This window comes from Saccharothrix coeruleofusca, from assembly GCF_014648515.1.
Taxonomy (GTDB): Bacteria; Actinomycetota; Actinomycetes; order Mycobacteriales; family Pseudonocardiaceae; genus Actinosynnema; species Actinosynnema coeruleofuscum.
Genome location: NZ_BMRG01000018.1, coordinates 74501 through 98068, shown reverse-complemented (window position 1 = coordinate 98068; position 23568 = coordinate 74501). Strand labels below are relative to the sequence as shown.

Annotated in this window: 25 protein-coding genes; 14 read left to right on the top strand and 11 right to left on the bottom strand. The window is 73.6% G+C overall.

What is annotated here, in order from left to right; translation table 11 throughout:
• A partial coding sequence (locus tag IEZ00_RS30170) for an NAD-dependent epimerase/dehydratase family protein (RefSeq protein WP_189226759.1) occupies window positions 1-880 on the bottom strand: 880 nt, incomplete at its 3' end.
• Between the two features lie 157 nt (window positions 881-1037).
• Here IEZ00_RS30170 and IEZ00_RS30165 point away from each other — a divergent pair.
• Complete coding sequence (locus IEZ00_RS30165; protein WP_189226758.1) at window positions 1038-2342, top strand: condensation domain-containing protein; 1305 nt, start codon at window positions 1038-1040, stop codon at window positions 2340-2342.
• A gap of 60 nt (window positions 2343-2402) precedes the next feature.
• Here IEZ00_RS30165 and IEZ00_RS30160 read toward each other — a convergent pair whose 3' ends face one another.
• From IEZ00_RS30160 to IEZ00_RS30120, 9 genes are all read right to left on the bottom strand, one after another.
• Window positions 2403-2660, bottom strand: coding sequence for a hypothetical protein (locus tag IEZ00_RS30160; RefSeq protein WP_189226757.1), 258 nt, complete (start codon window positions 2658-2660; stop codon window positions 2403-2405).
• Window positions 2644-3582 carry a hypothetical protein gene (locus IEZ00_RS30155; protein WP_189226756.1) on the bottom strand — a complete coding sequence of 313 codons (939 nt, stop codon included), beginning with the start codon at window positions 3580-3582 and terminating at the stop codon, window positions 2644-2646. Before IEZ00_RS30155 ends, IEZ00_RS30160 begins: the two co-directional genes overlap by 17 nt.
• A complete protein-coding gene (locus IEZ00_RS30150; RefSeq protein WP_229796231.1) occupies window positions 3570-4052 on the bottom strand; it encodes a helix-turn-helix transcriptional regulator in 483 nt (160 codons plus the stop codon). The genes IEZ00_RS30155 and IEZ00_RS30150 overlap by 13 nt, the downstream gene beginning before the upstream one ends.
• Window positions 4053-4145: 93 nt before the next feature.
• Window positions 4146-5519, bottom strand: a complete 1374-nt coding sequence (locus IEZ00_RS30145; protein ID WP_189226754.1) for an MFS transporter — start codon at window positions 5517-5519, stop codon at window positions 4146-4148.
• A gap of 8 nt (window positions 5520-5527) precedes the next feature.
• Window positions 5528-5791 (bottom strand): acyl carrier protein, encoded by a 264-nt coding sequence (locus tag IEZ00_RS30140; protein ID WP_189226753.1) that lies wholly within the window; start codon window positions 5789-5791, stop codon window positions 5528-5530.
• 125 nt (window positions 5792-5916) lie between these two features.
• Entirely contained in the window at window positions 5917-6888 is a 972-nt protein-coding gene (locus IEZ00_RS30135; RefSeq protein ID WP_189226752.1) for a helix-turn-helix transcriptional regulator, read from the bottom strand.
• A gap of 136 nt (window positions 6889-7024) precedes the next feature.
• A complete protein-coding gene (locus tag IEZ00_RS30130; protein ID WP_189226751.1) occupies window positions 7025-7345 on the bottom strand; it encodes an AzlD domain-containing protein in 321 nt (106 codons plus the stop codon).
• Window positions 7342-8025 carry an AzlC family ABC transporter permease gene (locus IEZ00_RS30125; protein ID WP_189226750.1) on the bottom strand — a complete coding sequence of 228 codons (684 nt, stop codon included), beginning with the start codon at window positions 8023-8025 and terminating at the stop codon, window positions 7342-7344. The genes IEZ00_RS30130 and IEZ00_RS30125 overlap by 4 nt, the downstream gene beginning before the upstream one ends.
• 57 nt (window positions 8026-8082) lie before the next feature.
• Window positions 8083-8577 carry a flavin reductase family protein gene (locus IEZ00_RS30120; protein ID WP_189226749.1) on the bottom strand — a complete coding sequence of 165 codons (495 nt, stop codon included), beginning with the start codon at window positions 8575-8577 and terminating at the stop codon, window positions 8083-8085.
• A gap of 215 nt (window positions 8578-8792) precedes the next feature.
• Here IEZ00_RS30120 and IEZ00_RS30115 point away from each other — a divergent pair, with 215 nt between their 5' ends.
• From IEZ00_RS30115 to IEZ00_RS30060, 12 genes are all read left to right on the top strand, one after another.
• Complete coding sequence (locus IEZ00_RS30115) at window positions 8793-10427, top strand: glutamate-5-semialdehyde dehydrogenase (protein WP_229796230.1); 1635 nt, start codon at window positions 8793-8795, stop codon at window positions 10425-10427.
• Complete coding sequence (locus IEZ00_RS30110) at window positions 10424-11746, top strand: TrpB-like pyridoxal phosphate-dependent enzyme (protein ID WP_189226748.1); 1323 nt, start codon at window positions 10424-10426, stop codon at window positions 11744-11746. Before IEZ00_RS30115 ends, IEZ00_RS30110 begins: the two co-directional genes overlap by 4 nt.
• Window positions 11743-12645 (top strand): hypothetical protein, encoded by a 903-nt coding sequence (locus IEZ00_RS30105; RefSeq protein WP_189226747.1) that lies wholly within the window; start codon window positions 11743-11745, stop codon window positions 12643-12645. Before IEZ00_RS30110 ends, IEZ00_RS30105 begins: the two co-directional genes overlap by 4 nt.
• Window positions 12642-12872 carry a phosphopantetheine-binding protein gene (locus IEZ00_RS30100; protein WP_189226746.1) on the top strand — a complete coding sequence of 77 codons (231 nt, stop codon included), beginning with the start codon at window positions 12642-12644 and terminating at the stop codon, window positions 12870-12872. The genes IEZ00_RS30105 and IEZ00_RS30100 overlap by 4 nt, the downstream gene beginning before the upstream one ends.
• A gap of 3 nt (window positions 12873-12875) precedes the next feature.
• Window positions 12876-14372: a class I adenylate-forming enzyme family protein gene (locus tag IEZ00_RS30095; protein ID WP_189226745.1), complete on the top strand. Its 1497-nt coding sequence runs from the start codon at window positions 12876-12878 to the stop codon at window positions 14370-14372.
• A complete protein-coding gene (locus IEZ00_RS30090) occupies window positions 14365-15639 on the top strand; it encodes a type III PLP-dependent enzyme domain-containing protein (protein WP_189226744.1) in 1275 nt (424 codons plus the stop codon). Before IEZ00_RS30095 ends, IEZ00_RS30090 begins: the two co-directional genes overlap by 8 nt.
• Window positions 15636-16814, top strand: coding sequence for an acyl-CoA dehydrogenase family protein (locus tag IEZ00_RS30085; protein ID WP_189226743.1), 1179 nt, complete (start codon window positions 15636-15638; stop codon window positions 16812-16814). Before IEZ00_RS30090 ends, IEZ00_RS30085 begins: the two co-directional genes overlap by 4 nt.
• Entirely contained in the window at window positions 16795-17832 is a 1038-nt protein-coding gene (locus IEZ00_RS30080; RefSeq protein WP_229796229.1) for an acyl-CoA dehydrogenase family protein, read from the top strand. The genes IEZ00_RS30085 and IEZ00_RS30080 overlap by 20 nt, the downstream gene beginning before the upstream one ends.
• Window positions 17829-18425 (top strand): 4'-phosphopantetheinyl transferase family protein, encoded by a 597-nt coding sequence (locus IEZ00_RS30075; RefSeq protein WP_209619431.1) that lies wholly within the window; start codon window positions 17829-17831, stop codon window positions 18423-18425. The genes IEZ00_RS30080 and IEZ00_RS30075 overlap by 4 nt, the downstream gene beginning before the upstream one ends.
• Window positions 18422-19915, top strand: a complete 1494-nt coding sequence (locus tag IEZ00_RS30070) for an AMP-binding protein (protein WP_189226742.1) — start codon at window positions 18422-18424, stop codon at window positions 19913-19915. The genes IEZ00_RS30075 and IEZ00_RS30070 overlap by 4 nt, the downstream gene beginning before the upstream one ends.
• Entirely contained in the window at window positions 19912-20733 is an 822-nt protein-coding gene (locus IEZ00_RS30065; RefSeq protein ID WP_189226741.1) for an EamA family transporter, read from the top strand. Before IEZ00_RS30070 ends, IEZ00_RS30065 begins: the two co-directional genes overlap by 4 nt.
• A 90-nt stretch (window positions 20734-20823) precedes the next feature.
• Window positions 20824-22095, top strand: a complete 1272-nt coding sequence (locus IEZ00_RS30060; protein WP_189226740.1) for an aminotransferase family protein — start codon at window positions 20824-20826, stop codon at window positions 22093-22095.
• An 81-nt stretch (window positions 22096-22176) separates the two neighbouring features.
• Here IEZ00_RS30060 and IEZ00_RS30055 read toward each other — a convergent pair whose 3' ends face one another.
• A complete protein-coding gene (locus IEZ00_RS30055) occupies window positions 22177-22347 on the bottom strand; it encodes a CsbD family protein (RefSeq protein WP_189226739.1) in 171 nt (56 codons plus the stop codon).
• Window positions 22348-22476: 129 nt separating this feature from the next.
• On the opposite strand from IEZ00_RS30055, the gene selD reads away from it, so the two are divergent.
• Window positions 22477-23460 (top strand): selenide, water dikinase SelD, encoded by a 984-nt coding sequence (selD, locus tag IEZ00_RS30050; RefSeq protein WP_189226738.1) that lies wholly within the window; start codon window positions 22477-22479, stop codon window positions 23458-23460.
• The last annotated feature ends 108 nt before the right edge of the window (window positions 23461-23568 follow it).

The window sequence follows — 23568 nt, the reverse complement described above, 5'->3', positions numbered from 1 at the left end:
CCGTGTCCACGACCCGGTTGCGCGTGTCGAAGCGCAGGTCCCGCCGGGCGCGGTCGAAGTTGACCCGGTAGTTGCGCGGGTCCACCACGTCCCGCTCGACGCGCAGCGCCGCGCCGGGCACCTCGCGGGCGATCAGCGCGCCCACCTGGTCCATCCGGTAGTTCTCGTCGTTGGACCCGCAGTTGTAGACGTGCGCGCCCGGTCCGGGCCGCCGATCCAGCGCCCGCAACACGACCCGCGCCGCATCCCGCACGTGCAGGAACGGTCGCCACTGATCACCGCCGTGCACCACGACCTCGCCGAGGGCCACCGCGTCCGCCGTCATCGCGTTCACCGCCAGGTCGAACCTCATCCGCGGGGACAGCCCGTGCAGCGTGGCCAAGCGCAGCACCTGCGGGGAGAAGCCATCGCAGCAGGCCGACAGCAGGTGGTGCTCGGCCAGGATCTTCGACCGCGCGTAGACCGACTGCGGGTTCAACGGCGACCAGACGTCGGCCTCCTCGCGGCAGGCCCCGTAGTTGCTGCACGTGGAGGCGAACACCAAGCGGTGCACCCCGTTGCGACGGCAGGCTTCGGCGACGCGCACGGTGCCGACGTAGTTGACGTCCCACGCGTCGTCCGGATCCACGCCGCAGGCGGGGTCGCCGACGATGGCGGCCAGGTGCACCACCGCGTCGACTCCCGCCAGCACGTGCTCCCAGTCGGCGGGTACCCGCACGTCGGCGTCGACGCGGGACACGCCGTCCACTTCGGACGCCGGGCCGGCGACGGCGCCGTTGTCCAGGACGACCACCTGCCTGCCGCGCCGCACCAGCTCACGGGTCAGCACCGAGCCGAGGTAACCCCGCCCCCCGGTGACCAGCACTCTCTCTGCCGTCACGGCCCCTCCGATCAGCGTTGGGTTGTGTGGACCAACCGTGATCCCCTCCCACCTCCGCGCGCCAGTAGCGCAATCACGGGACCTCGCAACGGGTTTCCGCCACAACGCGGCGGTGTACGCACCGGGGAACCGATGACACCCGTCGAGGAGGTTCGCGGTGCAACCCTTCCCCCTGCTCCCCGAGCAGCACAGCTTGTTCTTCTTCCAGCACCTGCTCGGCCCCGGTGTGGCGCACAACCTGGCCACCGATGTGCAAGTGCCCGCGCAGGTGGGCCCCGACCGGGTGCGCTCGACCGTGGAAGACCTGCTGGCCCGGCGTTCGGCGCTGCGCGCGGGCCTGGTCGGCCGTCCACCGCGCGCGCAGTGGCTGGGCGCCGCCGCGCAGGAGCTCGTGGTGTCGGACGTGCCGGAAGTCGCACCAGCGCTGGAGCGGCGGCTCACCGAGCTGTACCACGCCGAGCTGTCCGGCCCGCACGAGTCCCGGCGCGCCCGCTTCGAGCTCTTCCGCGACGGCCGCGGGCAGTCGCTGCTGGTGCTGGCCGACCACCTGGTGACCGACCACCACTCGATGGGCGTCATCACCCGCGAGCTGACGGGCGCCTGGTCCGGACGTCCCGCACCGGAGGTGGTCGGCTATCCGGAGTTCTGCCGGTCACGCGCCCGTGACGGGCAGGCCCGCGCGGAGCGCGAGAAGTCGATCTGGGCCAGGGCTTTCGCCGACGTGCCTCCGTTGCGGGGCTTGATGCCGCACGGCGACGGCGAGGAGCAGGTCCGCGCGCAGCGGGATTCGACCCACCCCGGTCCGGCCTTGGCCGCGGCGGTGCGCGAGCTGTCCGGTCTGCTCAACGTCTCCGCGTTCAGCGCCGTGGCCGCGCTGGTGTCCTTGGCGGTCTGGCGGCGCACCGGGCAGGAGCGGTTCGCCATCCAGACACCGGTGTCCACCCGGCGCGACGCGGGCGCCGAGGACGTCGTGGGATACCTGATCAACGAGCGGCCCCTGGTGTGCCGTGTCGACCCGGCCCGGACGCTGCGCTCTTACGGCAGGCAGGTGTGGCAGTCCTGCGTCCGGGCTTTCCGGCACTCCCACCTCGGCGTGCCGGAACTGGCCGGGGACGTGCCCGCGTTCGGCGACTCGCTGTGCCAGGACCGGGTGGACTACCTGCAACTGCACGTGACCAGGGGCGACGGGCGGTTGCCCGGCACGGTGGCGGGGTCGGCGGGCGACGAGGTGACCCACCGGACCCGCGAACTGGGGACGTTCCGTCCCGGCGTCGACCTGACGTGCACCACGGTCCGGTTCGACTTCGGCGACGACCGGACGCTGGTGCGGACGTTCTTCGGCGGCCCTCGTGCGGGGTTCCCGGCGGCGGTCGCGCTGACCGATGACGTGCTGTGGTTGCTGGGTGAAGCAGCGGAGCACGTGGACCGCCCGCTCGGGGATCTCGCGGGCCACCGCGGGTAGGCGTCCGGCTGCCGGTGCCCCTGGAGGTGGCGTGCCAGGGGCACCGGACCGGGCTCCGGCTCAACCGCCCTGGCTGCGCCGGACGGCTTCCACGACGTCGCCGACGGTGCGCAGCTCGGAGTCCGAGATGGCCTCGTCCAGCTCGACGTCGAGCGACTCCTCCAGCTTGAACAGCGCCCGCATCAGCTCCAGCGAGGTCAGCTCCAGTCCACCGCCCGCGAGCGGGGTGCCCGCCCGGACCGCCACCTCCACCGGGTGAGCGGCCTCGGCGACCAGCACCGCCACCACGGCCCGACCCGCGTCATCCAGAACGTCCACCGAGATCACCCTCCAGTCGTGATTCCTCCCGCGTCACCGCTTCCAGCGCGGTGCGCAGCGCGGTGAGCTTCGGCCTGCCGCGCCGCGCCGACTCCTCGGCGTAGTGCAGCATCATCGGCACCCGCTCCCACGTGTCGGCCAGCTCACGCGCCTTGCCCGCTTCCGGGGAACCGTCGCGCTGCAGCACCACCTGTCGCAGCCGCCGGTGCCGCGCCGTCACCCAGAGGTCCTCGGTCTGCCGGTAGGCCGCCGGGTCGGCCCCGCGCTCGGCGTAGTGCCCGGCCAAGCGCCGCAGGGCGGCCGCGCCGCACAGCCACTCACCACGGGGCCGCAGGTCCGCGTGCCCACCTGTGGCGAACCACTGGTATCGGGAGCGCACCGGTTCCGGCTCTTCGTCCCCGAAGGGGAAGCGGTCGCGCAACCGCTGTTCGGGGCTGCCGGGCGCGGTCGCCAGCACCGCGGGCAGGTGCTCGTCGGAGATCCAGCCCTCCCAGGGGGGTTGTTCGCCTCCCGCGTCGCGCATGGTGAAGCGGTCGGTGATGTGCCAGCGGCCTTCGTCGCGGCCGTCCACGACGCACCAGTGCGGCGCGTGGCGGCGGCCCCGGCCCGTGCTCCACGGGAGGTTGTGGACATCGGCGATAGCGATGACCCACCCGTGCCGCTCGTAGGCGCGCGACAACCCGGTCAGCAGTCCGCTCGCGTCGTCCGCCCCGGTGCGGTGCAGGTCGGGCGCGAGCAGCGGGCGCAACGACGTGCTGTGGTGCCGGAAGGCGAACAACTCCCCCTCCGGCCGAATCGCCAGCACCGATCCGAGTCCGATCGCGGCGGCCCAGTCCCCGCCCCGCCGCCACAGCGCTTCGGCCACTGCCGCGGTGTAGCAGGACAGCAGCGCCCCATCGGGCCGCACGGCTACCGGGCGCACAGCGTCTCCGGTGCGCTTGGCAGCGTCATCGCCGCGCGGACCAGGTCGGCTTTGTTGCCCAGGCCCAGCTTGCCGCGCACCCGCTTGACGTAGGTGTCCACCGTGTGCGGGCTGATCCCCAGCTTGCGCGCGGTCTGGTCCTGGGTCAGGCCGTCCGCGATGAACCGCAGCACCTGCCGCTCCCGCTGGGACAACGAGGTCCCCGGCTCACGCCCGCGCAGCCGTGCGATGGCGGTGATCGCCGCCAGCACCATGTCCGCCGCGAACACCGGACCCGCGTCGCGGGTCGAGACCACGAGCACCAGCGTGGCCGGGGGTGGCGCCACGTCGGTGACGTCATCGGTGAGCAGCACGTCCAGCCGCTCCGGTGGGGGAGCGGACCGCTCCGGCGGCAGGAGACGCACCCGCGTCCCCGGCAACCCCTCCAGCGCGGAGCGGAGAGCCGACACCATCCGGCTGTCGGCGCACATCAACCCGACCGTGCACATCGAACCTCCAAAGCCCGTATGAGGGTGGTACTCCGGCACAAGCGCACCGGCCGGGGGTGCTCCGCCGCCCGGCCGCTAGCTGTCAACCGCCATCGCGGCGGGAACCTGGCGTCGTGCCAGGACCAGCAGCCCCAGCGCGATCAGCAGCCCCGTCCCGGCGGCGGCGGTCAGCGCGGCGCGCAAGCCGCCTTGGCCGGTGCCGACCGTGACGAACACCGCCATCCCCAACGCCACGCCCAACTCGGTCGCGGTGTTGAGCAATCCGCCTGCCACTCCCCCGCGCTCGTCGGCCGTTCCCGGTGCGATCCCCGCGGTGCCTTCGGCGTTGGCCGCCACCGACGCGCTCCCACCACCCAGGCCCAGCAGGGCGAACCCGACCAGGACGGGCACCACGAACGCTCCGGTGGAGGGCAGCAGCACCAGAACGCCCGCACCCGCCGCGATGGCTCCCACCGCGGCGGCCATCACCGCCAAGCGGGCGCCGCGCCGCCCGCCGACGCGCCGGGCGGCCAGCACCGAACCGGCGATCACCGCGAGGTTGAACGGCACGAACAGCGCACCCGACCACGCCGCGCCGACGCCCCTGGCGCCTTGCAAGTGCAACGCGCACAACGTCAGCACGGGCGTGGTGATGGCGTTGATCAGCGCGATCACCGCGGTCCCGGTCACCAGCGAGCGGGACCGCAGCGCGACCAGCGGCACCACCGGGTCGGTGGCGCGCCGCTCCACCAGCGCGAACCCGACCAGTGCCAGCGCGCCCCCGGCCAGCAGCGCGGGACCGGTGCGCGGGTCCGCCGCCTCGGTCAGGCCCAGCACCAGCAGGAACATCGCCAGGGTGATCAGCGCGCCGCCCGCCACGTCGACCCGGCGCGCGCTCCTGCTGCCCACAGGCATCAGCAGCGGGCTCAGCACCGCGCACAGCAGCGCGAGGGCGGCATTGCCCAGGAACACCCCCCGCCACCCCACGACCTCGCTGAGCACGCCACCCAGCAACCAGCCCGAGGCGCCGCCGAGCGCCTGGGAAGCCGACCACCAGGCCAGCGCTCGCGGGCGATCACGGGTGAACTGGCGGATCAGCAGAGCCAGCGCGGCGGCGGCGACCGCCGCGGCGCCCAAGCCCTGCGCACCACGCGAAATCAGCAGCACCGCGGGATGCCCCGCCAGCCCGCATCCCAGCGAGCCCAGCGCGAACGAGCACAGCCCCGCGCCCAGGACGCGGCGGTGACCGAACAGGTCGGCCAGCCTGCCCGCGATCACCAGGCTGCAGCCGAAGGTCAGGGTGTAGGTGCTGACCACCCACTGCACACCGCCGCCCGCGAAACCCAGGTCCCGCTGGAGGGCGGGGAGCAGGATGGTGACCAGGGTGATGTTGGCGACGACCAGGAACTGCGCCGTGCACAGCACCGCCAGCACCGGCCCACCACCACCGCGTCCCACGTGGACGGCCACCGGACAGCTCAAGAGGCCAGCGCGCCGGACTCGGAGCCGCCCGCGCGCAGCACCGCGTCGTACAGCGAGCGCGGCGTGGCGAACGTCGCGGCGTTGAGCGCTTCCTCGTCGAGCGTGACCTGGTAGTGGTCCTCCAGGTCGAACAGCAGTTCCACGGACCGCATGGAGTCCAGCCCCAGCTCGCGCAGCGAGGCGTCCGGTTCCAGCGGCTGGCCGTCCGGGGCGAACCTCAGGTGTCGCAACAGGATCGAGTCGAACGCGGGTGTCGGCACGGATCTGCCTCCTTCACTGTGTCGGCTCCCCTCAGCCAAGTCCACCGCGGCGCCGCGCTCAACGCGGCGGCACGTAGTGGTCAGGGCAGGCAGCCGGCACGAAGTGGGCCGCGCGTTGCCGGTGCTCAGATCCAGCCGCGCCGGGCGGCCAGCACACCGGCCTGGAACCTGCTGGTGGCGTCCAGCCGCTCCAGCAGGTGGGAGATCTTGCGCCGCACCGTGCGCACCGACAAGCCGAGCTGCCTGGCCACGTTCTCGTCCTTGGCGCCATCGCTGAGGTGTTGCAGGAGCACCAGGTCCTCGCCCGTGGGGCGCACCCCGTCCACTCCGCCGGGTTCGCTCCCGGCCGGTGCCGCGCGGCCCAGGCTCCACCACGTGTCGAACAGCGCGTAGAACACTCGCACCAGCGCGTGTCCGTGCACCACGAACCACGTGTCGGCTGAGTCGCCCTCCACTAACGCCACGCGGCGGTCGAACACGTGCAACCCGACGGGTGGGCTGCTCACCACGCGCATGGCATTGCTGTCCAGGCCGTCCAGCGAGCGGGCCTGGCTGGTGAGCAGGGACGAGGAGGGGCAGATCAGCCGGACGTCCACGCCTGGGCGAACCCCTTTGAGCTCGCGTCCGGCGGAGTGCAGCGCGTCGGCGTCGCCGGACGTCGCGCACATCCTCAGCAGCTCGTGCCGGGTGTGCCCGATGAGCGCGAGCAGCTGGACGTGGGTGGCCCCCGAGTTGGTGAGCACCTCCACCGGGGAACTCGTGCCGTCCACACCGGACAACAGCCCTTCACCGACGATCCGGCTCAGCTCGCCGTGCAACCCGGCGGCCTGCTTGCGGCGCTGGTTGTACTCGACGTCGATGTCGGCGCGCAGCCGTTCCACCACCAGCTCCGGACCGACCGGGTTGACCTGCATGCCCTCCTGCTCGCCGGTGACCAGCAGACCCATCTCGACCAGCCGGTCACGGCTGGCCTCGACGGCGGGTCGGGGGAGACCGGCGGACACCACCAGTCCGCCGAGCGAACAGCCGGGGTGGTGGGACACGCACCGGTACACCCGCATGTCCAGCTCGGTCAGGCCGACGCTTTCCAGCGACATCGTTTCCCCCAGACGTGGAAAAGTTATCCAAACGTGAGATCAAGTACTGTTTACCCGGCGGAAAAGCCCGAAAAACTCATGCTGAGCCGATCGGGGGCAGCGCCGGAGCTCGACCGCGTCGTCGGGTCGGGGGACGTCAGGACAGCAGCAACCGCAGCAGGGCGCTCACCAGCGCGGCCCCTGCCATGGCGGTGAGGATGGAGCGCTTGGCGGCCAGCAGCACCACGCCGACGCTGACACCCGCCAGCGCGGTCAGCGTGCGGAACGCGCTTACCTGCGGACCGCTGGGCCACAGCAGCATGACGACCAGACCGGCCAGCAGCGCCGGACCGGCGTTCAACAGCGCCGCTCCCAGCCATCCCGGCAGTTCGCGACCACCGAGGACCAGCGGCAGCACGACGCGGAGGGCGACCGAGGTCAGCGCCAGCGCCGCGACCACCCACCACACCCCGGTCACCGCCGCGCCCCCAGGACCGCGCCCGCCACCGCCCCGGCCGCGCCCGCGAGCAGCACGGGGATGCCCGGTGGTGTGAAGGGGGCCAGTCCGGCCACGGCCGCCACTCCCACCGCGGCCAGCGACCACGCCCGTCCGCTGGTCAGCTGGGACCGCAGCAGGCCGAGGAAGAACACCGGGTACGCCGCGTCGAGACCGAAGCGCGCGGGGTCGCCGATCGCGCCACCCAGCACGGCCCCCAGCGCGGTGCCCGCCGTCCAGCCGCACAGGCACAGCAGCCCCGCGACGGTGAGCACCCGCATGTCGTAGCGACCACCACCTCGGTGCGCGACGGCCCACGACCCGTCGGTGATCAGCAGCGCGCGACCGACCCTGGACCAGGGCGATCCGGTCAGCGCGGGCGCGATGGTGGTGCCCATCAGCAGGTAGCGGGCGTTGAGCGCGGCGGCGGTGCCGACCACGGCCCACAGCGAGCCGTCGTGGCCGAGCACCGCGATCGCGCCGTACTGGGCGCTGCCGGAGAACACCAGCAGCGACATGACCACCGGGGCCAGCACCCCGAGGCCGATCGACACGGCCAGTGCACCGAAGGCCATCCCGTCCGCGAAGTCGGCGACGGCCAGGGGCACCACGGGACGCACCACCCGGCCCAGCGGTTCACGCTCGGCGGCCCGCTCCGTCATCACGCACCTCCCCGGTCCGGTGGGGTACCTCGCGCTGGAGGGTCGAAACACCGGTGCTCACCAGTAGGCGCCGCGGAAGAAGACCAGCGGTTCCTCGTCGCCCCTGGAACCCGCTTCCAGTACACGTCCGATCAGGATGCGGTGGTCGCCTGCCTCCACCGCCTCCTCCAGGCAGCAGTCCAAGTAGGCCAGCGCGGAGCGCAGGACGGGCGCGCCGGAGCGCCCGGCGCGCACCGGCACGCCGTCGAATCGGTGCTCCGCGGGGCCGCAGAACCGACGGGACAGCTCCTCCTGGTCCCGGCACAGGACGTTGACCGCGAACGCCCCGGATTCCTCGATGCCCCGACCGGTCCGGGACTCGTGGCGCGCGCAGACCAGCACCAGTGGCGGGGACAGGGAAACGCTGGTGAAGGAGTTGACCGTCATGCCCAGATCGCCCGAGGGGCTCACGGAGGTCACCACGGCGACCCCGGTGGCGAAGTGGCCGAGCACTTCGCGCAGCCTCTCCTGGTCGATCCGCGGTGCGGTGAGCTGTTCGCGGTGGCTGTTCATCGGCGCTCCAGTCCTCCCGTCGCGAGCCCTGCTCGGCGCAGCGCTCCCCCACCGTGCGGTTCGGTCGCGCCGAGCGCCAACCGGACCGGCAGTTCCTGCCAGTGCCCTCCGGTGGCAGCAACGTGCCGCCTCGTTGAGCGCACGAGCGGCGCTGCGCTTTGGTCGTGGGGACGACTTTCGGCGCCGACGCGGGCGCCAGAGAAGAGGACCGGTCCGTGATCGAACAGATGCTGGACTCGGCGCACCGAGCACTGGCCGACGCCCCCGCCCCCGGCGATGCCGCTTACCTCGCGCTACCCCGGCTGCTGCATGAGCGGTTGTGCCGGGACTGGGACGAGGTGTTGCGCGCCAACGAATCCGACTTGACCGTCGCGCGGCAGCGGGGACACCCCGAGGCGCTGCTGGGCCGGATGCGCCTGGACCCCGAAGACTTGAGCTGGCTGGGCGAGCTGGCCCGGCAGGTGGCGGCCCACCTGCCCTCGGCGCTGGCCCCCGGCCCTGAGCTGCGCGGCGCATCCGGTGTGGTGACGCGCAGGCTGCCCAAACCGCTGGGTGTGCTGCTGGCCGTCTACGAAGCACGTCCCACGGTGACCGTCGAAGCGGCCCTGCTGGCGATCAGCGCGGGCAACGCCGTCCTGCTGCGCGGCGGCAAGGAGTTGGCCCGCACCAACGGCGTCATGGCCGGGACGGTGGCGAGCGCGTTGAGCGACGCTGGACTTCCCCCCGGATTGGCCCACGTGCTCGACGACCCCGACCGGTCGCTGCTGCGGGAACTGCTCAAGCGGCACGACCGGATCGACGCGCTGATCCCGCGCGGCAGCCCGACGCTGATCGACTACTGCGCCGAGCACTCACGCATCCCGGTGATCGCCAGCGGCGGTGGGGTCAACCACCTCTACGTGCACCGCGCGGCCGATGTGGAGCTGGCCGCGGAACTGGTGCTGGACAGCAAGCTGCCCCAGCCCGCAGGCTGCACCGCGGTGGAGACGGTGCTGGTCGACGGCGAAGTGGCCGGTGAACTGGTGGCGGCGCTGCTGCGCCGGGCCGCCGAGCCGGGCACCCCCCGCTTCGCGCTGCGCCTGCCGCCCGACCAGGTCCGGCGGTTCGCGCCAGTGGCCTCGGGCGTGGACATCGACGTGGCCGACGACGGCGACAACGGCCGCGAGTTCCTGGACCGCACGCTGGCCCTGCGCCCGGTGGACGGCTTGGACCAGGCCGTGCGCCACATCCGGCGCTACGGCACCGGGCACACCGAGGGGGTCATCACCGCGGACACCGCGGTGGCGGAGCGGTTCTGCGCGCGGGTCGACGCCGCCTGCCTGGTGGTCAACGGATCACTGCGGCTGGACGACGGTCCCACCATGGGGCTGGGGCCGGAGCTGTCGATCAGCACCGGCCGCCTCCACGTGCGCGGACCCGTCACCCTCGACGCCCTGCTGACGCACAGCTGGGTGGTGCACGGCAACGGCGCCACGCGCGAGGACCACCGGGCCGGGAAGCCCGCCACCGTCGATGCCGAGCAGCGCGGGCCGGTGAAGATTTCGCGGCAGGTGGGGCGGAGCACGCGGGAGGCGGTGAGCGCGGTGGTGCGGCGACTGGTCCTGCGCGAGTCCCGCTCCCCGCTGTCCGCCGAGGACATCGGGGAGGACGAACCGCTCAACGGCGGCACGCTGCGGATCAACTCCTTCGGCTTCGTCGGGATGTTGGTGCACCTGGAGGACGAGCTGGACGTGCGGCTGCCGGACGACCTGTTCGTGGGCCGCCGCTTCGAAACCGTCGGCGACCTCGTCGACCTGGTCGGCTCGGCGTGCGCGTCGGGCGCCACCGGCACCGAGGAGGCGACCGGATGACCACCGAGATGCCGGTCACGTGGCGCAACGCGCTGCCGCACCTGGGCTACCGACTGCCCGCGGACCACCTGCCCGAACGCGGCCATGGCGCGGACACCGGGGTCGGGGTCAACCTGCCGCTGGAGCTGGTGCGGCAGAGCGTCAGCGGCGTCGAGCACTGGCCGATACCGGAGCGGGTCCGCGAGCAGTACGCCCGCTACCGACCCACACCGCTGTGGCGTGCCCGCGCGTTCGAGCGCGCCGTCGGAGCCAGAGCTCCGATCCACGTCAAGTACGAGGGCGGCAACATCTCCGGCAGCCACAAGCTCAACACCGCCTTGGCGCAGGCCCACTACTACCGGCTGGCGGGAGTCCGGGAACTGGTGACCGGCACCGGTGCGGGCCAGTGGGGCACCGCGCTGGCCGCCGCCTGCCGGGTGTTCGGCATGCGCTGCACCGTGTTCATGGTCGGGGAGAGCCTGCGCCGCAAGCCCTACCGCGGCTCGCTGATGCGAGTGCTGGGCGCACGGGTGCACGGCAGCCCCAGCGACCTCACCGAGGTGGGCAGGCACGTGCGGCGCGGCAACGGGCTGTCGCTGGCGATCGGCGAGGCTGTGGAGTACGCCGGGCGCGCGGAGGGCCGCGCGTTCGCCATCGGCAGCGGGGAGACCTACAGCCTGCTGCACCAGACCGTGATCGGTCAGGAGGCGATGACGCAGCTGCGGTCCGAAGTGGACACCGTGGTGGGCTGCGTGGGAGCCGGGTCGAACTTCGGCGGCATCGCGCTGCCCTTCTTCGCCGAGCAGGCAGTCGGCGCACGCGCGTCCACGCGCCTGCTGGCGGCGGAGTCCAGCAGCTGTCCGAAGTTGAGCAGAGGCGTCTACGCCTACGACCACACCGACGCCACCGGCACCGGCCCGATGGAGGCCATGTACACCGTGGGCAGCTCGTACTCGATTCCCGACGGGCACTCGGCGGGTCTGCGCTTCCACGGCGCGGCCAAGCTGATCAGCGCCATGCGGCACCACGGCCAGATCGACGCCGTCGCCGTGGACCAGCGCGCGGCGATGGAGGCGGCACGGCTGTTCGCGGCCACCGAGTCCACCCTGCCCGCACCGGAGTCCGGGCACGCGCTCGCGGCCGCCGCGCGGGCGGCCCGCGACGGGTCCCGCGCGGGCGTGCTGGTGTGCCTGAGCGGGCACGGGTACCTGGACCTGGGGGCCTACGAGCAGCACCTGGAGGGTGAGCTGGCGGACGAGAGCCCCGCGGACGAAGACCTGCGCGCCGCGACCGCCTGTCTGCCGAGGGTGGAGTCCGACGCGCTCGTGGACGCGCCGTGACGCCGGAGAGGGCCATGGCGGGCGTTGCCGCCGAGCTGTTCGACTGCGTACTGGTCAACCTGGCCGTGCTGGCCGACCTGCACCACGGGCCGGGCGCGCATCGCGCGCTGGGCGGTCCGCTGCGCTTCCGGCCGCGCCGCGTGGACGGCCTGCCGACCGTTGAACCCACGACGTCCCACCGGCTCGACGCGGCGCGCACCCACCTCGGCGTGGCCGCGGAGGAGCTCCCCGGCGACACCGACCTGACCGACGACCCACGCGGAGTCCTCTACGTCCTGGCCGACGCGCATGAACTGCCGTGGGTTCCCTACTACCAGCGCCAGCACATGGAGCACAGCTTCCTCGTGCACGTCGACAACGGTGTTCCGGTAGTGCTGGACGCCTACCACAACGACACCCCGTGGGGCGCTGCCCGACCGGTCCGGCTGCCCCTGCCCGTGGACGCGCTGCGCGGCTTGGCCGTGCGGGTCTTCCGCACGTGGCCGCGGGAGCCGTCCGGTCCCTCGCCCGACCGGGTCCTCGCGGCCAACGCCGAGCACTTCCGCTCGGCCGAGACCAGGGCCGCGGTCGAGAGCTACACCCTGGCCTACCGCCACCACCCCGACCAGCTCGCGGCGGTGACCGCGCTGGCCCTGGAGACGTGGCTGCTGGCCAGGTCGCACGCCTTGCACGCGCGGTGGCTGGACGATCACCGGCCCGAGGGCGCGGCGCGGGCCGCCGAAGACGCCCGCCGCTGGTCCGACTTGGCCGAACGCGCCTACATCGCGCTGCGCAGGCTCCAGCGCGGCAGGCAGGCCCCACCGGGTCTGCACGACCGACTGGCCGAACTGCTGCGCGCCGACACCACCGGATCGCTTTGGGAGGCACAGTGGACCAGCACCGCGTCGAAGAGCTCGTGAGGGACACGGCGGCATCCGTGCTGGCGGTCGACGCCGCCACGCTGGCCGCCACCGGCAACCTGTCCGACCTGCCCACCTTCAGCTCGTTCCGGGTGGTCACCATCGTGGAGCGGACCGAGGAGGAGCTCGGCGTGGAGGTCGACGCCGCCGAGCTCACCCCGGACAACCTGCACCGCCTGGACGCGCTGTGCGCGCTGTTCGTGCGCACCGCGGCGAAAGGGGTGTGAGCGGTGGCGCGGTTGGTGCACGAACTGCTCGACGAAGCCGTCGAACGGCGCGGTGCGGCGCCCGCGTTCAGCGGCAAGGGCCTGGAACTGGACTACCGGCAGGTGCGCTCGCTCAGCCTGGGCGTGGCGGCCGAGCTGGTCAGGTGCGGCCTGCGGCGGGGCGACCGCGTGGTCGTCCGCACGCCGAACGACCCCCGGTTGGCCGCCCTGGTCTTTGGGGCTTCGCGCGTCGGCGTGGCCCTGGCGGTGATTCACGAGCAGGTGCGCGGCCACGCGCTCGAGCACATCCTGGACGACTGTGGTCCCGGTCTGCTGGTCACCGCCGACCCCGAAGCCGGGAGGACGGCGCGGGAGCGCGGCATCGCGGTCGTGTCGCTGGAGGAGCTGACCGATCGGTCCGGCGTCGAGACGGGCGAGCGGGCCGGTGGCGTGCCCCCGCTCGCGGTGGACCCGGTGCTGCTGATCTACACCTCCGGCACCACCGCGCTGCCCAAGGCGGTCGTGTCGACCCACGCCCAGGTCGTGTTCGCCGCCGAGGCGATCCACTCGCGGCTGCGCTACCAGCCGGACGACGTGGTCTACTGCCCGCTGCCGCTGTCCTTCGACTACGGCCTCTACCAACTGTTCCTCGGCGTCCTCGGCGGATCGCATGTGGTGGTCGGCGACGCCGCGGAGGCAGGTCCCAGCCTGGTCTCGAACCTGGCGCGGGTGCGGGCCACCGTGCTGCCCGCGGTGCCGCCGGTCGCGGCGGCGCTGCTGCGGCTGCTGCGGCGCGATCCCTCGCGGACCGCCCCGCTGCGGCTGATGACCAACACCGGGGCCGCGGTGTCGCGTGACGTGCTGCGAGGCCTGCGCGCACTGCTTCCGCGCCTGCGGGTGCAGTTGATGTTCGGCCTCACCGAGTGCAAGCGGGTGTCCATCATGGACCCGGACGAGGACTTGGCGCGCCCCGACGCGGTCGGCAGACCGCTGCCGGGCACCGAGGTCTTCACCGTCGACGAGCGAGGCAACCGCCTGCCCGACGGTGAGCCGGGCGAGCTCACCGTGCGCGGCCCGCACGTGATGGCGGGCTACTGGCGCAGGCCTGAGCTGAGCGCGCAGCGCTTTCCGCTGGTGGACGGCCTGTTCCCGGAGCTGCGCAGCGGTGACTACGGCTGGCTGGACGAGGACGGCCACCTGCACTTCCTGGGCAGGCGCGACGACGTCTACAAGCAGCAGGGCTTCCGGGTCAGCGCGGTGGAGGTGGAGGCGGCGGCGCGCGGGTTGGACGGCGTGGACGCCGCGGCCGTGCTGCCGCCCGCACCGGAGCGGGACCACGCGGTCCTGGTCGTCGCCGCGACGGTGGAGCCGGGTCAGGTGCTGCGCCTGCTGGCGGCGCGGCTGGAGGACTTCAAGGTGCCCGCGCGGTGCCTGGTGCTCGACGCGCTGCCGGTGAACGCCAACGGCAAGACCGACAAGAAGGCGCTGCTGGCGCTGCTGAGGGAGAGCACCGATGCCTGAGATCGACCTGGCCGCGCTCGACACCCCCGCCTACGTGTACGACCTGGCCGAGGTGCGCCGGTCGCACGAACTGCTGCGCCGCGCGCTGCCTCGTCCCAGCGGGTTGTACTACTCGCTCAAGGCCAACCCGCACCCCGCGCTGCTGGGCTGCCTGCGAGACCGGGGCTGCCGGGCCGAGGTCAGCTCGCCCGGCGAGCTGCGCGCCGCGCTGGACGCGGGCTTCCCCGCCGCGGAGGTGCTCTACACCGGGCCCGCCAAGCGCGACGAGGACGTGCGTCGCGCCGTGGCCCTGGGGGTGCGCGAGTTCTCCGCGGACTCGCCCCGCTCGCTGGACCAGCTCGACGGGATCGCGGGCGAGCACGGCGTGCGGTTGCGGTACCTGCTCCGGGTCAACGCCAACGAGCCGGTGCCGGGCGTGGGCCTGGCGATGACGGGGGTGCCCTCGCAGTTCGGCGCGGACGTCGACTGGGTGGCGGGCAGGCCGCGGGCGTTCACCGGCCGCGCGAACCTGGACCTGGTGGGGCTGCACCTCTACATGGCCACCAACATGACCGACGAGGACCACCTGGTTGAGCAGTTCACCATCGCGATCGGGGTGGCCGCGCGGCTGCGCGACCGGTTGGGCACGTCCTTCCGCACACTCGACCTCGGCGGCGGGTTCGGCGCGCCGTACGCGCACGCGGGCGAGCTGCCCCGGTTCCCCACCCTGGCCGCGCGGGTGGCGGCGCTGCTGGACCGGGACTTCCCCGGCTGGCGCGGCGGTGCGCCCGAGGTGGTCTTCGAGTCCGGCCGCTACCTCACCTCCACCTGCGGCAGGTTGGTGACCAGGGCGCTGGAGGTCAAGTGGTCGCACGGCAAGCGGATCGTCGTGTTCGAGTCCGGCATCAACCACCTGGGCGGCATGTCGGGCCTGCGCCGGGTCCCGGTCATCTCACCGGACCTGGTCGACCCGAACCGACCGGGTGTCACCGGGGCGGCGGCGGGCGAGGACGGCGCGCTGGCCGTCGGACCGCTGTGCACGCCGCTGGACAGCTGGACCCGGTCGGCAGCGGTGCCCGACTTCCGCCCCGGTGAGGTCGCCGTGGTGCCCAACGTGGGCGCCTACGGCCTGTCCGCCAGCCTGGCGCTGTTCCTGGGCCACCCCATGCCCGCCGAGGTCGTCGTGGACGGCGGCCGGGTGCTGGAGAGCACCCGCTTGGCGGTGCGGCGCGAGCGGCTGGCCGCCGCACTCCCCCAACCCTTCGCGATGGCGGGTGATCTGTCATGACCCTGACAACGCCGCACGACGTGGACCACCAGGTCGCCGTGGTGCGGGAAGTCGCCGCGCGGCACGCGGCCGAGACCGACGAGCTGGCCCGCTTCCCGGTGGAGGCGCTGACCGCGATGCGGGAGACCGGACTGCTGGGCCTCCCGGTTCCGGTCGAGCACGGCGGGGCGGGGGGCACGACCGCCGACGTGGTGCGGGTCAGCTCCGCGCTGTCCCGCGACTGCACGTCCGTCGGGATGATCTTCACCATGCACTGCCAGCAGGTGGCGACGCTGGCCCGGTTCGCGGGCCCCGGACTGGCGCGGAACGTCCTGCCAGGCGTCGCCCGCGGCGAGGTCTACCTGGCGTCGGTGACCACCGAGGCGGGCACGGGCGGGCACCTGCTGTCCTCCGGCGCGGAGCTGAGCGCCGACCGGGACGTGCTGCACGTCGACCGGTTCGCCCCCGTCGTGACCGGTGGCCTGCACGCGGACGGGTTCCTGATCACCATGCGACGGCCCGGCGCGGTGTCCCCCGGCCAGGTCTCCCTGGTCTACGCCGATCGCGACCAGGTCGAGCTGACCGCCGAGGGCGGCTGGAACCCGCTGGGGATGCGCGCCACGCACAGCGTGCCGATGCGCATCACCGGTGATGTGCCCGCCGACCAGGTGGTGGGCGAACACGGGAAGTTCCCGGAGATGGCGGTGCTGTGCTTCGCGCCGTACGCGCACCTGGGGTGGGCGGCGTGCTGGCTGGGCGCGGCCTCGGGCGCGCTGGCGCGCACGGTGCGGATGCTGCGCGAACCCGCTGAGCGCAAGCGCCGGGACCTGGGCTCGGACCTGCTGCTGCACCGGCTCTCACGGGTCCGCGAGCGGCTGGACGGCGTGCACTCGCTGATCCAGCACGCCGTCTCGGTGCTGGCGAGCGGTGCCGACCCGGCGTCGCACCCCGTGCAGCTGCTGCTCAACGCGGTCAAGCTGACCGCGTCGGAGCAGTGCGTCGCCGCGGTCGAGGACCTGGTCGAGCTGGTGGGCATGCGGCACGGTTACCTGAGGAACTCGCCGCTGGCGCTGGAACGCGCGCTGCGCGACCTGCGGTCCGCACCGCTGAACTACAGCAACGACCGGCTGCGCGCGGCCGACGGCGCCCTGGTGCTGATGGACCAGGAGGTGCGCTTTGCCCGGCACCTGCGCTGAGGGGATCTGGCGCGCCCTCGGTGAGCGCGGCGCGCTGCGCGAGCTGTACCGGGACAGCGGCAGCCGCGTGCGGGTCGACCTGACGCGGGCGCGCGAGCTCATGCTGGAGGTCGACGCGCGGTGCTCGCTGGGCGTGGCGCTCGGCGTGTGCGTGCAGATCTCCTCCGCGCTGCCCGCCCTGCTGGATGCGGGCAGCGGCGAGGTGGCGCGCGCGGTTGCCGAGTCCGCGCTGCGCGGCGAGGCGGTGGTCGCGCTGGCCGCCACCGACGACGCCGCCGCGGGGTCCGACCTCACCGCGCTGGGCACCTCGGTGCGGATCGACGGCGACCGGGTGGTGGTGGACGGGGGCAAGCGGTGGATCACCAACGCCACCCGCGCCGACCACTTCCTGGTGCTCGCCCGGCACCGGCCGGGCGAGCACTTCACCAGCTTCACCACGGTGCTGGTGCCCGCGAACGCCCCCGGCGTCTCCACCGAGGCCGCGACCACCCGGCTGTTCGACGGCTCGGGCATCGGTTCCGTGCGGTTGGACCAGGTCCGGTTGGACGCGGCCCACCTGGTCGGCCGCCCTGGCCAGGGCCTGGCCCGGTTCGCGCACGGCATGATCGCCGAACGCCTGGTGGGCGGGGCGTGGGCGGCGGCGCTGCTGCGCCGCGTGCTCGTCGAGACCTACCGCCATCTGGCCGGGGCGCGGCGAGGCGGAGCGCCGCTGTGGGACGACGAGGTCGTCCGTCGGCGGTTCGCGCGCTGCGTGCTGGTGCAGCGGAGGCTGGACGCGCTGTGCCGGACGGCCGAGGACGCCGCGCACGCCATGGTGGTGAAGGCGTCGGCGGCCGAGGCGGTGGACGAGGTGCTGGCCGAGTGCGCCGCCCTGCGGGGGGCCGAGGCGTTCGGCACCGGTGGGCTGCACGAGCTGCGCGCCGCCGCGGCGATGTGGGGCGTGGCGGGAGGCACCACGGACACCATGCTCGGCGGTATCGCCGCCCACACCCGTCAACTCCTGGAGCCGCTGCCGTGACCGGGTGGACGCGGGTGGCGGTCGGCCGGCTGGACGACCTCCCGCCGTCCGGTCTGGACTCCGCGGAGGGGATGCCGCCGTGGCGGGCGCGTGAGCACCTGGCCGGTCGCGCCCTGCTGCGCGGGCTGCTGCGCAGGCACACCGGTCGGGGCGACGACGCCATCGCCGTCGAGCCGTCCGGGCGTCCGCACCTGCCGGACCGACCCGAAGTGGGCATCTCCGTCTCGCACTCCAGCGGCCTGGTCGCCGCCGCCATCGGACTGGGGTGCCCGGTCGGTGTGGACGTCGAACGCCCCGCGCCGGTCGACCGCGCGGTGCTGCGGCGGTGCTGCGCCCCCGACGCGGTGGCGGTGCTGGACCGGCTGCCCGCCGACCGGCGGGCGCGCGAGTTCACCCGGATCTGGACGGTGCAGGAGGCCTGCGTCAAGGCGCTGGGCCTGGGACTGGCCGGACGACCGTGGACGGTGCCCGTGGCGCCGGGGCAGCACCGCGGGCGGTGGCGCGGGCTGCGCTGGGTGAGCTGGCCGGACCGGTGGGCCGCCCCGGTGTCGTGCGCGTTCGGACCACCAGCGGAAGAAGGGATGCGGAGATGACGCCATTCGAACTGGTCGACGCCGCCGCGCGGCGGCACCCCGAGCGGACCGCCCTGGTCGTGGGCGGAACCGCCTTCACCTACGCGCGGCTGCGCCGGGCGGTGGAGCGCACGGCCGCGGAACTGGTCGGCGCGCACGGCCGCCCGCCGCGCACCGTCGGCCTGCTGGCCGCCCGGCAGCCGCTGGCCTACTTGGGCTACCTGGCCGCGCTGCGGCTGGGCGCGACGGTCGTGCCGTTGAACCCGGCCTTCCCGGACTCCCGCAACGCCACCACGTCCCGCCTGGCGAGGCTGGACGTGGTCGTGGTCCAGGACGGCGCCCAACCGCCGCCGGGCCCGTGGACCGTGCTGCGCCAGGGCGAGGCAGTCCAGCCGGGACCGGTGCCGCCGTACGCGGGCCTGCCCGACGACACCGCCTACGTGCTGTTCACCTCGGGCTCGACCGGTGCGCCGAAGGGCGTACCCATCACCAACCGCAACCTGTCGGCCTACCTGGAGCACAACCTGGCGCGCTACCGGCTGGGACCGGGCTGCCTGCTGTCGCAGACCTTCGACCTCACCTTCGACCCGTCGGTGTTCGACATGTTCCTGGCCTGGAGCTCCGGCGCGACGCTGGTGGTGCCCAGTCGGGAGGAGGTGTTCGACCCGGTGGGCTTCGTCAGCGCGCGCGGGATCACGCACTGGTTCTCGGTGCCGTCGGTGATCTCGCTGGCCCGGCGGATGCGCAGGCTGCCCGAGGGGGCCATGCCGAGCCTGCGGCTGAGCCTGTTCGCAGGCGAGCAGCTGACCCTCCAGCAGGCGCGGGCCTGGCGGGCCGCCGCGCCCGGCAGCGCGGTGGAGAACATCTACGGCCCCACCGAGCTGACCATCACGTGCACCGGCTACCGACTGCCCGAGAACGCCGACCACTGGCCCAGCACTGCCAACCAGACCGTCCCGATCGGGTGGGCGTACCCCCACCTGGAGCACGTGGTGCTCGGCGAGGACGGCAGGCCCGCGAACGAGGGCGAGCTGTGCGTGCGCGGTCCGCAGCGATTCGCGGGCTACCTGGACCCCGCTGACAACGCGGGGCGCTTCCTGGCCTGGGAACCCGGTGCGGTGGCCAGGGTCCACGAGGGCGGGCGAGCGGTGACCACCGAGCACTGGTACCGCACCGGCGACCGGGTGCGCGCGGACGACGAGCACGGCCTGCTGCACATGGGCAGGCTGGACAGCCAGGTCAAGATCCACGGCTACCGGGTGGAGCTGGGCGAGATCGAAGCGCTGCTGCGCGAGCACCCCGTCGTCGAGGACGCGGTGGTGGTCTTCGACGGCGACAGCGACCTGCGCGCGGTCTACACCGGGCAGCGGGTACCCCCCGGCCAGCTGGCCGAACTGGTCGGCGCTCGGCTGCCGCGCTACATGGTGCCCCGCGAGTACCGCTGGATCAGCGAGCTGCCGTTGAACGGCAACGGGAAGGTGGACCGCAAGCGGCTGGCCCGCAGCCGGTGAGCGAGCCGAACGCCCGGCTCGGCGCGCCCTCGGCCGCGGCGGCGGGCGCGGCCTGCATCGCCTCCTCCGCGACGCTGGTCGAGCTCAGCGGCGCCGGTCCGATCACCGCGGCCGTCTTCCGCTGCGCTTACGCGCTGCCGTTCCTGGCGGCGCTGGCCTGGACCGAGCGCCGCGGGTGGCCTCTGCTCCGGACGCGCCCGGCGGTGCTGGCCGGTGTGCTCTTCGCCGTCGACCTGGTGTGCTGGCACTTCGCGATAGCCGCTCTGGGCGCGGATGTCTCCACGGTGCTGGTCAACCTCCAGGTGGTGCTGGTGGTGCTGCTGGGGGTGGCGCTGGTGTCCGGTGGCGGGGGTCGGGTCTCGGTCGCGGGGGTGCTGTGGGCGCTGGCCGCCGCGGCGGCCTACGCGGGCTTCCTGCTGGCGCTCGGGGAGGTCAGCGGCGACCCCGCGCTGTCGGCGACCCCGTTGGCGGTCGCCGCGGGGGCCGCGGCGGTCTGCACGGCGTTGACGGGCGTGCTGGTGCGCCAGGTGGACTTCGCACCGCACTGGTCCGCGCACGGCTGGCTGGCGGCGGTCGCGGTGACCGGGCAGGTCGTGGGCTGGCTGCTGATCTCGCGGTCCATGCCCCGCCTGCCGCCTGCGGTCACGTCGCTGACCCTGCTGCTCCAGCCGGTGGCGGCGGTGCTGCTGGCCGCGGTCGTGCTGGACGGGCACCCGACGGCGTGGCAGTGGGCGGGTTGCGCGCTGGTGCTGCTCGGCGTCCGGATCGCCCACCGCGGTACCGCCGCGCGCGCACTTGTTGCCCGCGACCGGACCTGACCACAACCTGCCGCCACCTTGAGCACCCCGCTTCGGTGCACTTCGCTGGAACCGCAAGCAGTTCTCGGGAGAAGAAGACGGAGACCGCCCATGCTCAGAAACCCCGACGACGCTCTCTGGTACAACTCCATCACCCCCGAGCAAGTGCGCGACGGCACCATCGGTGGCAGCGCGCTCACCCGCGGCGACGGCTGCTGGGTGTGGGACGCCTCGGGCAGCCGGTTCCTCGACGCCAGGGCCGCGCTGTGGAACACCACGCTCGGCTACAGCGCGCGGTCCGTCGTGGGCGCGATGACCACCCAGCTGCGCGCGCTGCCGGTGGGGCAGGTGATCCGCTACCGGCAGCCGCCCGCGATCTCGCTGGAGTACGCCAGGAGACTGGTGTCCGCGCTGCCCGGCGGCCTGTCGCACGTGCGGTTCGGCAGCACCGGCTCGCAGATGACCACCGCGGCGGTCCTCCTGTCCCGCTTCCTGCGCAAGGTGCGGCGGGAGAACGACCGCACGGCCGTGATCGGGTTCCGCAAGAGCTACCACGGCACCGGTGGGATGGCCAGCGCGCTCAGCGGGGAGAGGCAGCTGCACGCGCTGCAGAGCCCCCTGCCGCCCGGTGTCCACCACGTGCCCGCGTGGGACCTGGACGCGCTGGGGGCCGCCGTGGACGGACTGGGCCCGGATAAGGTCAGCGCGATCATCCTGGAGCCGGTGCTGGGCACCGGTGTGGTGCCCGCCCCTTCCGGTGCGCTGGCGCGGGTGCGGCAGCTGTGCGACCGGCACGGCATCCACCTGATCGCCGACGAGGTGACCACCGGCTTCGGTCGCACAGGCGCGCTGTCCCGGATGGCGTGGGAGGGTGTCGAGCCGGACATGCTGGTGCTGGGCAAGGGGATCACCGCGGGCTACGTGCCGCTGGCCGCGCTGGTGACCACGGACGAGGTCTTCGACACCGCCTTGTCGCGGCCGGACTTCGCGTTCCCCCACGGCTCGACCGCCGACGCGCACCCGGTGGCGATGGCCGCGGGCGTGGCGGTGCTGGACGTGCTGGCCGACGGCACGCTGTTCGCGACCGTGCGCGAGCGCGGGAGCCGGTTGCAGGACCGGCTGGCCGAACTACCCGTGCACGACGTCCGAGGGGTCGGCCTGATGATCGGCGTCGAGTTGCGCGACGACGCGGGCGAGCCGCTGTCCGCTTCCGCGATGGCTCGGGTGCACCAGGAGTGCGCGGCCGAGGGGCTGCTCATCACCTCGACGGACAACACCGTCGTCCTGATGCCGCCACTGGTCATATCCGAGCGGGAGTGCGACGAACTGGTGCGGCGGTTGGGGACCGCCGTGCGCCGGGCGCGCACACCAGCCAGGGTCTGACCGCCGCGACACGTCGGGGACGGCGCGGGCCGCCCTCGGCGCCCACCCGGTGGACCGGGCGGGCGCCGAGGCGCGGGCTGACTACTTGAAGATGTCCTTGACCTTCTCGCCAGCCTGCTTGAGGTTGCCCTTGACCTGGTCGCCCTCGCCCTCGGCCTGCAGGTCCTCGTCGTCGGTCGCGCGCCCGGCGGTCTCCTTGACCTTGCCCTTGAGCTCGTCGGCCTTGGCGTCGATCTTGTCGTCGGTGCCCATGCGGTCCTCCTCCGTCGTCCTCCGCGCCAATCCTCCGCGCCAATCACGGTCGGACTGCCCACGGCGGGTACCGCCGAAACGCGATCGCTCCGCCCAGCGGCCCGGCGAGTCCCTTGTCACACTGCCGGGGTGAGCATCCGACTGACCCAGTACGCGCACGGCGGCGGGTGCGCCTGCAAGATCCCGCCCGGAGAACTGGAAGGCGTCGTCGCGGGTTTGGCGCGGCCCCCGCGCCGCCCGCACGGGCAGCTGCTGGTGGGGCTGGACACCGGGGACGACGCCGCGGTGGTCGGCATCCGGCCCGACCTGGCGCTGGTGGCCACCACGGACTTCTTCACCCCGGTCGTGGACGACCCGTACGACTGGGGCCGGATCGCCGCGGCCAACGCGCTGTCCGACGTCTACGCCATGGGTGGCACGCCGGTGGTCGCGCTGAACCTGCTGGGCTGGCCCCGCGACGTGCTGCCGCTGGAACTGGCGGGCGAGGTGCTGCGCGGTGGGCTCGACGTGGCGGCGGAAGCCGGGTGCCACGTGGCGGGCGGGCACAGCGTGGACGACCCGGAGCCCAAGTACGGCCTGGCCGTGACGGGCCTGGTCGATCCCGGCGCGGTCATGCGCAACGACGCGGGCGCGGCGGGCGTGCCGCTGTCGCTGACCAAGCCGCTGGGCCTGGGCGTGCTCAACAACCGCCACAAGGCGACCGGCGAGGTCTTCCCGCACGCGGTCGAGACCATGGCGGCGCTGAACCGGGACGCCTCGCGGGCCGCGGTCGCGGCGGGCATCCGGTGCGCCACCGACGTCACCGGCTTCGGCCTGTTGGGGCACCTGCACAAGCTGGCGCGCGCCAGCGGCGTGACGGCCGTGGTCGACTCGACCGCCGTGCCCTACCTCGACGGCGCGCGGGAGGCCCTGCGCGACGGCTACGTCAGCGGCGGCACCCGGCGCAACCTGGACTGGGTGGCCCCGCACGTGGACCTCGGCGGCGCGGACGACGCCCTGCTGCTGGCCGACGCGCAGACCTCGGGCGGGCTGCTGCTGGCCGGGGAGGTCCCCGGCGCGGCGGTGATCGGCGAGCTCGTGCCGCGCCGGGAGCACACCATCGTGGTGAGGTGAGCGGGGTGCGGGGCGGTCACCCCCGCGCGGCCCGGAAAGCGGCCACGACGACGCCCGGACCGCGCTCGTCACCCTGTCCCGGCATCCGGTTCATCACGTAGGACACCC

Bases quoted from the DNA above. Each gene is read 5' to 3' on its own strand.
- IEZ00_RS30125 (WP_189226750.1), bottom strand. From the start codon at position 8,025: ATGACGGAGCGGGCCGCCGAGCGTGAACCGCTGGGCCGGGTGGTGCGT.
- IEZ00_RS30110 (WP_189226748.1), top strand. From the start codon at position 10,424: ATGACCACCGAGATGCCGGTCACGTGGCGCAACGCGCTGCCGCACCTG.
- IEZ00_RS30150 (WP_229796231.1), bottom strand. From the start codon at position 4,052: ATGTGCGCCGACAGCCGGATGGTGTCGGCTCTCCGCTCCGCGCTGGAG.
- IEZ00_RS30090 (WP_189226744.1), top strand. From the start codon at position 14,365: ATGCCTGAGATCGACCTGGCCGCGCTCGACACCCCCGCCTACGTGTAC.
- IEZ00_RS30135 (WP_189226752.1), bottom strand. From the start codon at position 6,888: ATGTCGCTGGAAAGCGTCGGCCTGACCGAGCTGGACATGCGGGTGTAC.
- IEZ00_RS30055 (WP_189226739.1), bottom strand. From the start codon at position 22,347: ATGGGCACCGACGACAAGATCGACGCCAAGGCCGACGAGCTCAAGGGC.
- IEZ00_RS30060 (WP_189226740.1), top strand. From the start codon at position 20,824: ATGCTCAGAAACCCCGACGACGCTCTCTGGTACAACTCCATCACCCCC.
- IEZ00_RS30120 (WP_189226749.1), bottom strand. From the start codon at position 8,577: ATGAACAGCCACCGCGAACAGCTCACCGCACCGCGGATCGACCAGGAG.
- IEZ00_RS30085 (WP_189226743.1), top strand. From the start codon at position 15,636: ATGACCCTGACAACGCCGCACGACGTGGACCACCAGGTCGCCGTGGTG.
- IEZ00_RS30070 (WP_189226742.1), top strand. From the start codon at position 18,422: ATGACGCCATTCGAACTGGTCGACGCCGCCGCGCGGCGGCACCCCGAG.